The organism is Parasphingorhabdus sp. NYA22, assembly GCF_976973735.1.
Genome location: NZ_OZ333477.1, coordinates 2,372,961 through 2,385,244 on the forward strand (window position 1 = coordinate 2,372,961; position 12,284 = coordinate 2,385,244).

The 12,284-nt window shown below is 55.9% G+C and carries 11 protein-coding genes; 2 read left to right on the forward strand and 9 right to left on the reverse strand.

All coding sequences use genetic code 11. The features are described 5' to 3' along the window. Positions 1 to 109 precede the first annotated feature (109 nt). The 6 genes from infB to ACWFTY_RS11470 form a co-directional block, all read right to left on the reverse strand. Positions 110 to 2,674, reverse strand: a complete 2,565-nt coding sequence (infB, locus tag ACWFTY_RS11445; RefSeq protein WP_447524352.1) for a translation initiation factor IF-2 — start codon at positions 2,672 to 2,674, stop codon at positions 110 to 112. A 64-nt stretch (positions 2,675 to 2,738) separates the two neighbouring features. After that, positions 2,739 to 3,422: a DUF448 domain-containing protein gene (locus ACWFTY_RS11450; RefSeq protein ID WP_447524353.1), complete on the reverse strand. Its 684-nt coding sequence runs from the start codon at positions 3,420 to 3,422 to the stop codon at positions 2,739 to 2,741. Next, entirely contained in the window at positions 3,403 to 5,031 is a 1,629-nt protein-coding gene (gene nusA / locus ACWFTY_RS11455; RefSeq protein ID WP_447524354.1) for a transcription termination factor NusA, read from the reverse strand. The genes ACWFTY_RS11450 and nusA overlap by 20 nt, the downstream gene beginning before the upstream one ends. Before the next feature lie 2 nt (positions 5,032 to 5,033). After that, a complete protein-coding gene (gene rimP, locus ACWFTY_RS11460; protein WP_447524355.1) occupies positions 5,034 to 5,591 on the reverse strand; it encodes a ribosome maturation protein RimP in 558 nt (185 codons plus the stop codon). A 127-nt stretch (positions 5,592 to 5,718) separates the two neighbouring features. Continuing rightward, positions 5,719 to 6,693: a calcium/sodium antiporter gene (locus tag ACWFTY_RS11465; protein WP_447524356.1), complete on the reverse strand. Its 975-nt coding sequence runs from the start codon at positions 6,691 to 6,693 to the stop codon at positions 5,719 to 5,721. A gap of 83 nt (positions 6,694 to 6,776) precedes the next feature. Next, positions 6,777 to 7,994, reverse strand: a complete 1,218-nt coding sequence (locus ACWFTY_RS11470) for an argininosuccinate synthase (RefSeq protein ID WP_339690964.1) — start codon at positions 7,992 to 7,994, stop codon at positions 6,777 to 6,779. Positions 7,995 to 8,094: 100 nt separating this feature from the next. Here ACWFTY_RS11470 and ACWFTY_RS11475 point away from each other — a divergent pair, with 100 nt between their 5' ends. After that, positions 8,095 to 8,538 (forward strand): DUF1801 domain-containing protein, encoded by a 444-nt coding sequence (locus ACWFTY_RS11475; protein WP_447524357.1) that lies wholly within the window; start codon positions 8,095 to 8,097, stop codon positions 8,536 to 8,538. Positions 8,539 to 8,550: 12 nt separating this feature from the next. Here the strand turns inward: ACWFTY_RS11475 and ACWFTY_RS11480 are convergent, their stop codons facing one another. Genes ACWFTY_RS11480 through ACWFTY_RS11490 form a run of 3 tightly spaced genes read right to left on the reverse strand, consistent with a single transcriptional unit; the run spans position 8,551 to position 11,405 of the window. Further along, positions 8,551 to 9,801 carry a class I SAM-dependent methyltransferase gene (locus tag ACWFTY_RS11480; RefSeq protein WP_447524358.1) on the reverse strand — a complete coding sequence of 417 codons (1,251 nt, stop codon included), beginning with the start codon at positions 9,799 to 9,801 and terminating at the stop codon, positions 8,551 to 8,553. A 36-nt stretch (positions 9,802 to 9,837) separates the two neighbouring features. Further along, positions 9,838 to 10,596 (reverse strand): molybdopterin-dependent oxidoreductase, encoded by a 759-nt coding sequence (locus tag ACWFTY_RS11485; protein WP_447524359.1) that lies wholly within the window; start codon positions 10,594 to 10,596, stop codon positions 9,838 to 9,840. After that, positions 10,593 to 11,405, reverse strand: coding sequence for a cytochrome b/b6 domain-containing protein (locus ACWFTY_RS11490; RefSeq protein WP_447524360.1), 813 nt, complete (start codon positions 11,403 to 11,405; stop codon positions 10,593 to 10,595). Before ACWFTY_RS11490 ends, ACWFTY_RS11485 begins: the two co-directional genes overlap by 4 nt. A 227-nt stretch (positions 11,406 to 11,632) precedes the next feature. Here ACWFTY_RS11490 and ACWFTY_RS11495 point away from each other — a divergent pair, with 227 nt between their 5' ends. Continuing rightward, entirely contained in the window at positions 11,633 to 12,172 is a 540-nt protein-coding gene (locus ACWFTY_RS11495; RefSeq protein WP_447524361.1) for an outer membrane protein, read from the forward strand. The last annotated feature ends 112 nt before the right edge of the window (positions 12,173 to 12,284 follow it).

Consider the following 12,284-nt stretch of genomic DNA (forward strand, 5'->3'; position numbering starts at 1 on the left):
AAGCCTCAAATTCGTCATCCTGAACCCGGTTCAGCATCCAAGAAGGACAAGCACGAACTACGTGCCCATCCCCGCTGGATCCCGGATCAAATCCGGGATGACGATTGCATTAAAGAACCCGTTCTTTCTCCGTGACCTGGAAGACTTCGAGCATATCGCCTGGCTTGATATCGTTGGTATCTTCCAGAACGGCACCACATTCCATGCCGGCGCGGACTTCCTCGACATCGTCCTTGAAGCGGCGCAGCGACGCGATGGTCGTTGCACTGACAATGACATCGTCGCGGGTAAGACGGGCGAACAGGCCTTTGCGCAAGGAACCTTCGGTAACCAGCAAGCCGGCTGCCTTGTCTTTCTTGCCCGACTTGAACACGTCCTTGACTTCCGCACGACCGACCACATTCTCGATCTTCTCTGGGCCGAGTTCACCGGCCATTTCGGCACGGATATCGTCGGTCAGATCATAGATGATATCGAAATATTTGAAGCGGACCCCATCGCGCTTGGCGATTTCACGCGCCTTGGCATTGGGACGAACATTGAACCCGATGATCGGTGCCTTGCTGGCTCCGGCCAGAGTAACGTCCGATTCCGTGATCGCTCCGACACCGCTGTGCAAGATCCGCACCTTGATGTCGTCGTTCGAAATCTTGTTCAGCGCCTGAACGATAGCTTCGGTAGAACCCTGAACATCGGCCTTGACCAGTACCGGGAATTCCACTGCGCTATTCGCCGCTGCAGAGAACATATTCTCGAGGCTGGTCGGTGCCTGTGTGGTCCGTTTCAGCTTCTGCTGTTCCGCACGATAGGCTGCAACTTCGCGGGCACGGCCTTCATTCTCGACCACGGTCAGCTTGTCGCCAGCGGATGGAACACCGGAGATACCCAGCACTTCAACCGGCATGGAAGGTCCAGCTTCCTTGACCTGCTTGCCCTTGTCATCGATCATCGCCCGGACCTTACCGGTCTGCGAACCGACGACGAAGACATCGCCGCGTTTCAATGTACCGCGTTCGATCAGCACAGTCGCAACAGGACCGCGACCGACATCAAGCTTCGCTTCCACAACCGTACCTTCGGCAGGACGGTCAGGACGCGCTTTCAGTTCCAGCAATTCGGCCTGAACGTGAATCTTGTCCATCAGTTCGTCGAGGCCGATTTTCTTGAGCGCGGAGACTTCGGCGTCGAGCACGTCGCCCGACATTTCTTCGACGATCACTTCATGCTCGAGCAGACGGGTGCGGACCGTTGTCGGGTCAGCGCCTTCCTTGTCGATCTTGTTGATCGCGACAATCATCGGCACGCCAGCGGCCTTGGTGTGGTTGATCGCTTCGATTGTCTGCGGCATAAGGCCGTCATCGGCAGCCACCACCAAAATCACGATATCCGTGACATTGGCGCCGCGCATCCGCATGTCGGTAAACGCTTCATGGCCAGGCGTATCAAGGAAAGTCACCTTGTCGCCATTTTTCATGGTGACCTGATAAGCACCGATATGCTGCGTAATGCCGCCAGCTTCGCCCGCAACCACATCGGTTCCGCGCAACGCATCGAGCAACGAGGTCTTGCCGTGATCGACGTGGCCCATGATCGTCACAACCGGAGCACGCGGCTTCTGCGTTTCTTCCGGATCGACATCGGCCTGGGTGTTGATTTCAACATCGGCCTCGGAAACACGCTGGATGTTGTGACCGAATTCCTCGACCAGCAATTCTGCGGTATCCTGATCAATCGTCTGGTTGACGGTGACCATCGAACCCATGTTGAACAGGGATTTGACCAGTTGCGCACCCTTTTCACCCATACGTTTGGCCAGTTCCTGTACGGTAATGGCGTCCGGCACGATGACATCGCGGATCTGCTTTTCCCGCGGTTCGCTTGGGCGCCCTGACCGCATGGACCGTTTTTCTTTTTCGCGTGCGCGTTTCAACGCTGCCAGCGAGCGTGCCCGCGCAGCACCATCTTCGCCGCGCAAGGCGCGGTTGACGGTGAGCTTGCCCGATTGACGACGATCGTTGCGGTCGTCGCGTCCAGCTTTCTGCTTTTCTTTTTCCGGCTTCGGCCGTTTTGGTGCTTCTACTGGCGTAAATTTGCGTGCCGGTGGCCGCGCAGTACCCGTTGCGGCAGGTGTTGCCGCAGTGGTTGCTTCCACCGCAGGGGTTTCAGCGGCAGCTTCAGCCGGCGCTTCAGCAACGGCTTTTTCCGCAGCAGCGATTTCTTCCTGTGCCTTGCGCGCCTGCTCTTCTTCGGCCTTGCGCTTGTCTTCAGTCCGCTTCTTCTCGTCTGCGGTCTGCTCTTTCTTTTCGCGCGTATCGCGTTTGCGAGCTTCCTGCATCGCATCCAGACGCGCTTCTTCTGCCTCACGCAGCAGTTTCGCCTGCAACTCTTGGCGAGTCAGGCCGTCATTCGCCTTGGGCGCAGCCGGCTGCTTTTTCGGAGCAGGTTTTGGAGCCGGAGCCGCTACCGGAGCGGGCGCAGGCGTTTCCTTAACGACTTCCTTCACCGCTTCCACGGCGCCAGGCTTGCCAACCAGCTTTTTGCGTTTGACTTCGACCACAACCTTGTTGGTGCGTCCGTGGCTGAACGTCTGTTTGACTTCGCCGGGTTCAACCGAACGCTTCAACCCAAGGGGTTTGCGTGCAGGTTTTGGCGTATCTTTTGTATCTTCACTCATCGAACAGACTTAATCCTTAAAATAGTAATTACTGCAATATCTTATCCAGCTTTTCTCGACCGGATCACGCAACTTTCTTTTCGGCATCATCATCAACTTTATCAGAACCGATAAAGTGTAGCCATCTCTTCAGGCTGTGCGAAATCCGCCCCGCTGCGCGCTTGTCGGTAATACCGATATGCACCACATTCTGGCGGCCCAATGCCACAGAAAGCCCCTGCCGGTCCACCGGCAATATCAGACCACGAATATTTTCGCCTTCCCGGTCGCTACCAACCCGCCATGCCTGATCCAATTTGGCGCAGCCATCGCGTCCGGCATCGGACGAGTGGAGCAGCATATTGAGATCGCCCTGGCGTGCGGCCGTTTCGATCTTTTCGGAACCGGTCAGCAACGTTCCGCCCCGCGCCTCCAGACCCAGTCGGTCCAATGTGGAGCGTTCGAGCGCTGTTTCAAGCTGCTCGGGAAGATTGTCGGGAATATCGAGCTGACCGGTTTTAAACGCTCTTGCCAGCGCGCCCTTCAGCTGACCTTTGGCCTGCGCCGCTTCCAGCGCGGCACGATCAACGCCAATCCATGCACCGTGACCCGGCGCTTTCGCGCGGACGTCAGGTGCAATTTGCCCAGCGGGCCCCATCGCAAGACGCATCAATTCCTCCTGGGGAAGACTTTCCCCAGTCAAAATGCATTTACGATATGGCGCTTGATCTAGAGGTTTAGACCGCGTCTCATTGGGGAGATTCCGCATCTGCGTCCTCCCCGGTTTCTTCGACAGCAGCAGCTGCTGGCTCGTCTTCATCTTCAAACCAGTGCGCACGCGCGGCCATGATGATCTCGTTGCCCTGCTCTTCGGTCAGGCCATATTTGGCCAAGACGCCATCGGGCTCGGGCTTGCGGTTGTCATTGCGACGGCGCGGCTCCGATTTCCGCTTCAGAACAAGTTCGTCAGTCGCGAGATCGGCAACATCGTCGAGCGTTTTGAGACCTGCTTCACCCAGCGTCACCAGCATGGCTTCGGTCAGATGGGGCAATTCAGCAATAGCGTCCTCAACGCCCAGTTCGGTGCGTTTTTCACGCGCCGCCGCTTCGCGCCGTTCCAGCGCCTCGAGGGCACGGTTCTGCAGTTCGGCTGCCAGTTCTTCGTCAAAGCCTTCGATGTTGGAAATTTCTTCCGGGGCAACATAGGCAACTTCTTCCAGCTCGCTAAAGCCTTCGGCCACCAGTAATTGCGACAATGTTTCGTCAACATCCAGGTCTTCCTGGAACATCTCGGTCCGGGCGGCAAATTCAGCCTGGCGTTTTTCGCTCGAGTCCGCTTCGGTCATGATGTCGATGGCAAGGCCGGTAAGCTGCGAAGCCAAGCGGACATTCTGGCCACGACGACCAATGGCAAGGCTGAGCTGATCGTCAGGAACGACGACTTCAATGCGACCTTCTTCCTCGTCGATAACCACACGGCTCACGGTAGCGGGCTGCAAGGCATTGACGACGAATGTCGCGATATCTTCCGACCATGGGATGATGTCGATTTTCTCGCCCTGCATTTCCTGAACGACAGCCTGTACGCGGCTACCCTTCATACCGACGCATGCGCCGACCGGATCGATTGAGCTATCGTGGCTGATCACACCGATCTTGGCGCGAGAGCCAGGATCGCGGGCAGCAGCCTTGATTTCGATGATCCCGTCGTAAATCTCCGGGACTTCCTGAGCAAAAAGATGCTTCATGAAATCCGGATGGGCGCGAGATAGAAAAATCTGCGGCCCACGGTTTTCGCGGCGTACGTCGAGGATCAGCGAGCGAACACGATCACCAACCCGGGCGGCTTCGCGCGGAATTTGCTGGTCGCGGCGGATCACGCCTTCTGCGCGACCCAGATCAACGACCACATGGCCGAATTCGACCGATTTCACCACACCGGTGATGATCTCGCCGCCGCGTTCCTTGAATTCTTCATATTGCCGCTCGCGTTCAGCGTCACGGACCTTCTGGAAAATGACCTGCTTGGCCGACTGCGCATCAATACGGCCGAGATCGACTTCCGGCAGCGGATCGACGATGAAGTCGCCGACCTTGGAACCTGGCTCCAGCTTTTCAGCCTGCTTGATATCGACCTGTTTGAAATAGTCTTCGACTTCCTCGACCACTTCAACAACCCGCCACAAACGCAAGTCGCCGGTTTTGACATCGAACTTGGCGCGAATGTCATTCTCTGCGCCATAGCGAGCGCGAGCAGCCTTCTGGATGGCTTCCTCCAGCGCTTCGATCACGATCGTCTTGTCGATCATTTTTTCCGTCGCAACGGCGGTCGCGATAGCAAGCAACTCGGCTTTATTGGCTGAAATAGCACTGCCCATGATTAGTCTTCCTGTTCTTCTAAAGTCTGTTCTTCTATTTCGTCCGCACCATCCGTTGAAACCGGAACGGTTGCAGCGATCAGCGCGTCGGTCAGAATCAATTTTGCACTATGGACATTCGTAAGGGGCGTCTCCTGACTTCCCGTCTCACGATCGTCAATCTTTATTATATCGCCTTCAATACCTTCGAGCAGGCCGCGGAGCTGTTTCTTGCCGGCGATTGCCTCGATCAGATTGATCCGCGCTTCCTGACCGGACCAGTTCTCAAAATCTTTTGCGCGGGTTAGCGGCCGATCAATACCCGGCGAGCTGATTTCCAGCCTATAGGCATAGTCAATCGGGTCGCGGCCTTCTTCTTCCAGAGCATCGAATTTTGCCGAAATCCGGCGAGACAAGGCGGCGCAGTCATCAATACCCAGCTGCCCGGTTTCCGGACGTTCAGCCATGATCTGTAGAGTGGGCTCTTCCGCTCCCGATACAAACTGTACCCGCACCAGATCAAAACCCAAAGCATCTGCTTCCGGCTTAATCAAATCTGTCAGGGCGGCTATATCGGTCAATCCAAGTCCTTCATGTCTACATACAATGCGAATTCGCTACCGGCCCCTTAGCGCCAGCCCCTCAAAATCTCACAATGTCGGGATGACTGCTATCTAGGGACAGATTCTCGAGATTGCAACGCCTGATTCAAACGGCGACAATATTATAAACGAGCATGACCAGATAGACGGCGAGCAATATCCCGCCTTCCCAGCGCGTTATCTTTCGGCCGGTAGCCGCGAATATCAGCAGCAAAACCGAAGCCGCGATCAGCACAGGCAATCCGAAATTGCTGATTTCTCCCGGGATCGTACCGGGCGCGATTACAGCCGTGACGCCGCCAATCAGCAGCAGATTGAAAATATTAGAGCCCAGCACATTGCCCAGTGCGACGGCACTTGCGCCTTTATAGGCAGCGACCACCGAGGTCACGAGTTCCGGCAGAGACGTGCCGATTGCGATCACCGTCAGCCCGATCACGGCTTCGCTCATGCCGACCAGACGCGCGAGATCAACAGCACCTTCGACCAGCCATCGACCGCCGAGCACGATCAGGACGATCCCGGCAAGCAATACCATGATGGATCGCCAGATCGGCTGCACGTCGTGCAAATGCGTGTCTGAGAGCTCGAGAGCTTCGGCTTTTTCGTGCAAAGCACTGGCGCCGGCCGGTTGTGTCCGCTCCGCCCAATAGGCATAGCCGAGATAGCCAGTCAGCAAGACCAGAAAGGCAGTACCGACGGCAACCGTCATGCCGGTCGTGCTGGCAACCAGCCAAAGAACAACCGTCATGATCAACGCCAGCCCGCCGTCGCGCCACAACGGGCCTCTCGGCACCACCATCGGCAAGATCAGCGAGGCTGTACCGAGGATCAGCAAGCTGTTCGCGAGATTGGAACCGACAATATTGCCCCAGGCGATACCAGGCGACCCGGCGCGCGCAGCTTCGACGCTGGCCACCAGTTCCGGCGCCGACGTGCCGAAACCGACGATGGTCAAACCGATCAGAAGCTCGGACATCCCTGCCCGCTCCGCCACGCGGACGGCGCCGCGAACCAGTAGCTCGCCGCCAACAATCAATATGACGAAACCGGCAACGAGGATGAGAAGCGGAATCAACATGACATAATCACAGTATATGCTGAGAAGCTGTGGAGACATTCTGCCTCGACAGCCCGGCAACTCCGCGACGAGCGCTGCAAATCCTAGCCATTGCGTTTGCCAAGCAATTTCAAACGAAGCGCATTGAGCTTGATGAAGCCTTCTGCATCCTTCTGGTCATAAGCGCCAGCATCATCCTCGAATGTCACAACTTTTTCACTGTACAGACTATCCTTGGATTTCCGTCCGACCACGTCGACCGACCCCTTGTAGAGCTTCAGGCGTACCGTGCCGTTAACCCGCGCCTGACTGTGATCAATCGCCGCCTGCAGCATCTCGCGTTCCGGCGAGAACCAGAAGCCGTTGTAGACCAGCTCGGCATAGCGCGGTGCCAGTTCATCCTTCAGATGAGCCGCGCCCCGATCCAGCGTCAATTGCTCGATGCCGCGATGGGCTGCATGATAGATGGTTCCGCCGGGCGTTTCATACATGCCGCGCGATTTCATCCCGATATAGCGGTTTTCGACCAGGTCCAGACGCCCGATGCCGTGTTCACGACCATAATCATTGAGCTTCTCGAGCAAGGTCGCGGGGCTCATGCCCTCGCCATTGATCGCGACGCCATCGCCGCGCTCGAAATCAACGGTAATATATTCCGGCTTATCCGGCGCATCCTCGGGATTATTGGTCCGCGAATAGACATAATCGGGAACTTCTTCCCACGGATCTTCGAGCACTTTGCCCTCAGAAGATGTGTGCAGCATGTTGGCATCGCAGGAAAATGGCGATTCTCCGCGTTTGTCCTTAGGGATCGGAATTTGATGCTTCTCGGCAAATTCAATCAACCGGGTCCGGCTGGTCAGATCCCATTCCCGCCACGGAGCAATTACCTTCACGTCCGGATCAAGGCCATAATAGCCGAGTTCGAAGCGAATCTGGTCATTGCCCTTGCCGGTTGCACCATGGGCCACAGCGTCGGCTCCGGTAAGCTTGGCAATTTCGATCTGGCGCTTGGAAATCAGCGGCCGCGCGATCGAGGTGCCGAGCAGATAAAGGCCCTCGTACAGCGCGTTGGCGCGCATCATCGGAAAGACGAAATCTTTGACGAATTCTTCGCGCAGATCATCGATAAAAATATGTTCCGGTTTGACACCGAGCGTTTCGGCAACACGGCGCGCAGGGCCCAGTTCTTCGCCCTGCCCCAAATCGGCGGTGAAGGTGACCACCTCGCACTGATATTCCTGCTGCAACCATTTCAGAATAACGCTGGTATCCAGGCCGCCGGAAAAGGCCAAAACCACACGCTTAACGGAATCGCTCATTTTATCGTCTTTCAAACTATGAAGCCCAGTTGAGCTTGGCCGCCTAACAGGCTCCAATTTTCGGCGCAATATGATATATGGACCAAAGGCGGAGAGAGATATGGCGAAAGCGACGAACAAGACCCGGCAGACCGACGCAGAGGTTGATGCCTTTATTGCCAAAGCCGAACCCGAACGGCGAAGGGACGAGGCCCATGCTTTGGTTGCGATGTTCCAGCGTATCACCGGCGAAGAACCCAAAATGTGGGGACCGAGCATCATAGGCTTCGGAAGCTATGACTATAAATATGACAGCGGACGAGAAGGAACGTCGCTGCGCATCGGATTTTCCCCACGCAAGGCGAAGCTCAGCCTATATTTGATGGGCGCCTATTGCACGCCTGATGCGCAAACCGAGCAGGACCGGCTATTGGGCCTGCTTGGCAAGCATAGTGTCGGCAAATCCTGCCTCTATATCAACCGCCTCGAACAGGTCGACCTGTCGGTGCTGCAGCAGCTTATCCGCAACAACTGGGATTTGATGAACCAGCGCTATCCCGAATAGCAGGAATCTCCGTCAAGCCGTCAAATTCTTCTCGGTCTCTCCGATATAATCCCGCGTCAGCGGCAAAGTCCGGCGGGCGCGGCTGAACTGGATCTGGTAATTGCACATGCCGCCATTTTCAAAAGCAGCGGTCGCGCCGGCGAGATAGAAAATCCACATCCGGTAGAAGCGTTCATCATAGAGGGTGATGATCTTTTCCCGGTTTTGTACCGTCCGCTTATACCATTCGCGCAATGTGAAGGCGTAATGCAGGCGCAGATTTTCGACATCGGTCGCGATCAAACGATAGGGTTCGCTCGCCTCCAGTGTCTCGCTCAGCGCCGGAATATAGCCGCCCGGAAAGATATATTTGCGGGTGAAGGCATCAGTCGTTCCAGGACCGCCCATCCGCCCGATCGTGTGCAGCAGCATCACGCCGTCGTCGGTCATCAGATTGGCGCAACAGCGGAAGAACGTCCGGAACTGCGGCGTGCCGACATGTTCGAACATGCCAACTGAGACGATCCGGTCAAACTTACCCGGATCGCGCTGCGCAAGGTCGCGATAGTCGATCAACTCGAATTTGACCTTGTCCGCAACGCCTTCCTTCTCGGCGCGCTCCTTCGCTTTTTTTAACTGCTCTTCGCTAAGCGTGATGCCGAGCACCTCAACGCCGGTATTGCGGTGCAGATAAAGCGCCATACCGCCCCAACCGCAGCCGATATCAAGCACCCGTTGCCCCGGCTTCAGATCCAGCTTCGCGGCGATATGCGCTTTCTTGTCGGCCTGCGCCTGCTCCAGCGTCATATCCGGTCCGTGCCGGTCAAAGTCCCAATAGGCACAGCTATATTGCAGATCATCGTCGAGAAACAGGTCGTAGAGATCATTGCCGATATCATAATGATGCGCGACATTATTCTTCGATCGGCCAGGAAGGTTGATACCGTCAAGACCAGCCGCAACCCGATCACGGATTTTCTTGAAGACCCCCGGATCCTTCAACTTGCCGCCGCGTTCGAAAGGTTTGTTGGCGCGCAAAAGCTGCACCAGTTCCATAATATCGCCTTTTTCGACAATCAGGCGCCCATCCATGAACGTCTCGGCCGCACCCAGTCGCGGATCGAGCAGAATTTGCCGCACAACATTCTTGTCGGCGAGACGGATGCCGACATCGGGATAGCCCGGGGTTGAATTCCCGAACGCTTCGGTTGTTCCGTCCGCATGGGTAACCGTGACGGACCCTTTTTCAACAACGTTATTCAAAAACCGACCCAATATCGACATAAATTCACTCCTGAGGAACAGCAAAAACTCTATGATTCAGATACCTGCATACCATTCATAGCCGGCAACATCCTGCCAATAGCCGCCTTTTCCCTCGCCGATTCCAGCCAGAGACGCAACAGCCTCAACTCCGGTTACATATTTGGCATGCTTATAGCCCAGTTGACGCTCGACCCTGAGCCGCAGCGGCGCTCCGTTCGCGACCGGCAACGGCGATCCATTCAATCGATGGGCCAATATCGTCTGCGGATGGAAGCCGTCGAGCAGGTCGATGCTTTCATAATATGGCCGCCCGCCCAGCCTGTCGGCACAATGGAAAACCAGAAAGCGGGCGCTCTCCCGCAGTTGCGCCAGATCGAGCAGGATTTTTAGCGGCACGCCCGTCCATTGACCGATTGCGCTCCAGCCTTCGACGCAGTCGTGGCGGGTGATCTGGGTCCGCTGTGGCATGGATTGCAGGGCGGCAAGGCTGAATTGCTGTGGTTTGCGGAACAAGCCGGTCAGCCTGAGTTGCCAATCGGCGAAGCGCTGCGCCGCGCTGGCTGTATAGTCTGCGGTCCCGGGATCGCGGCTGCCATTGGCCCGGAAGGTCGGCGAGAGATCAGCAATGCTATATTCGCTGGCCAGCTCCATCCTGTCTCCCAAGGCGCGCTGAACGGCAAAATTGGCAGTTTCCGCGCTCGCCAGAACATCCTGAAAAGCCGCACTGCGATTCAAAGCATCGCAACCGGACAACAGCCCCCCTGCGCCGATCGCGGCGCTGGCAATCAGTTTCCGCCGGGTAATGATGGTCATTGCCCTGCCCCCATTTCGCGTCCGCCGGTTATCATTGCCATCGTTTGCCTGATCGGTCCGGAAAGCAGCACCATCACGATGTGAACCAGAAAAAACAGGACCAACAGAAATGCGGTGATGAAATGAACCGATCGGGCCGACTGGCGGCCTCCGAACAGATCGGTCAGCAACGGCCAGTTTGCGTCCATCGCCGGAGACATGGCGAGACCCGTGAATATCATCAGCGGCAGCAGAATGAAAATCACGCCGATATAGGTCAATTTCTGGACGACATTATATGGCTTCGTCGCCGATTGCCGGATTCTCGCAATCTTGCTGTGATCACGCAGGGATCGCCAGATGTGCGACGGCCGCCACTCCTCCTTGCGCATATGCAGGTCTTTCTGGATATGCCGGCTCCACAGCGACCGGATCATGAACAGCGTCAATCCAACGCTGAATATCCAGGCAAAAAAGAAATGCCAACGCCGGCCATCGGCCAGACTGTAACTTGAAGGAATGGTTGCCCAGCCGGGGAAAGCCCATTTCTGCGTCTTGCCCTCGCTGTCTTGCCAGTTTCCCAGAACCCCGGTCGTTTCGATCCGCATTTCACCAAAGCGGAGGTAACCCACGCGATCAGATGAACCGACAGCCATCCAGGCATAGTCATCATTAGCACCATATTCGCCCCAGTAGAGCCGCGGATGGGCATTGAAGATGGTCAGGCCACTCATTAGCAGCACCAACAGGCAGAGCGCGTTGATCCAGTGCCAAATTCGGGTCGTTAGGTGATGGCGGGCTTGGACAGCGATGATGGGATGCTCCGGCATATTTATACTCTAACCGCTAGTTCGGCCTTGCCAAGCCTCTCGTTACCACCACCGACTGTTGCATATTCACAACACAGCTGGATAGAATGTCATTTGTGACAGATTTAATCGAGCCATGCAGTTGTCATTCAGGTTTGTAAACTTATATGCATATTCGACCGCGGAAGAACAATCTAAGTTTAAAAAATTAGCGGTCATTTAATCGCAAAATCAAGGAACCTAAAATAATGAAAAATGTAACAATAGCAGTCGCTATTGCAGCATCTGTGCTTGCATCCCCCGCAATGGCTCAGGAAAAAGGTGATTTTTCCGGCGTAAAAGCTACAGCAATAGCTGGATATGATAATATCGATCTCGACATTGCCGGTCTCGATAATGTTGATGGCTTCCTTTATGGTGCCACACTTGGCTATGACATCCAGTCCGGAAACGTTGTTTATGGCGCCGAACTGGAAGCAACCGAGTCCACCGGCAACATTTCCAATGCAGGAGGCCGTCTCGAAGCTGGCCGTGATCTTTACGCTGGCGCCCGTCTAGGCTTCGTTGTTGGTGACGCCGCTCTGCTTTACGCAAAAGCAGGCTATACCAATGCTCGCGTTTCTTCCCCCGGATTCGGTGGCGAAAATGGCGACGGCGTTCGTGTCGGTGCCGGTGTCGAATATCAGCTCAGCGCGAATATGTTCGCTCGCGGCGAATATCGCTACAGCAACTACGAAGATGGCGTTTCCCGTAATCAGGGTCTCGTAAGCCTCGGCATGAAATTCTAATCCAGCCGGATTAATAACGAACAATGGGGCGGGCAGCGATGCTCGCCCCTTTTTTTATGGCATCCGCTTTTTGTCGCCACTAACCTGCTACAGGATATCACTATTGAGGAGA